The sequence below is a fragment of the Vibrio sp. 1078-1 genome (assembly GCF_033340475.1).
In genome coordinates this window covers 1-603 of sequence record NZ_JAWOWM010000567.1, presented here as the reverse complement: position 1 = coordinate 603, position 603 = coordinate 1, and the positions used below count along the sequence as shown (strand labels likewise).

Below are 603 nucleotides of genomic sequence, written 5' to 3'. Positions count from 1 at the left end.
CCAACTTTAAACTTGTCCATCTTTAATTCCGATACTTCTGTCTGTTCTGTTAGATTCGCGCTTTGGGCGCGTGATGTTACTGAACTTTAATGTGCTTGTCAGTATTCGGTGAAGAATTCTTACACAGTTGCTCAGACAATCTGGTTACAGATCGGCCTTCTTGTTGCGTGAGTATTGGCGGTTTGCCTTGTTCTCCATCATGCTTTCTAGAATGCGATGGTAGTTCTCAAAACGAACCTCACTCACTTCGCCTTTCTCAACGGCTTCACGCAGAATACAGCCAGGGTCGTCGTTGTGTTTACAGTCTCGGAATTTACAGCCACCAAGGTATGGGCGGAACTCTACGAACGCTTTGGTGACTTCTTCAGCCTCTAAGTGCCAAAGACCAAATTCGCGAACCCCTGGTGAGTCAATAAGATCGCCGCCAGTTGGAATGTGGTAAAGGCGTGCTGCTGTCGTGGTGTGTTGACCTAAGCCAGAGTTTTCAGAAATTGCGCCTTCTTCCACTTCTTGTTCTAGTTCAGGCATTAATGCATTAACCAAACTCGATTTACCTACGCCAGATTGACCAACAAAGATGTTGATACGATCGCGTAACTGCAC

Annotated in this window: 1 protein-coding gene; it reads right to left on the bottom strand. The window is 46.1% G+C overall.

The genetic code is table 11. The features are described from left to right. Positions 1-144: 144 nt before the first annotated feature. Positions 145-603: ribosome small subunit-dependent GTPase A (gene rsgA / locus R7190_RS28825; RefSeq protein WP_318138058.1), on the bottom strand; the 459-nt coding region annotated here is incomplete at its 5' end.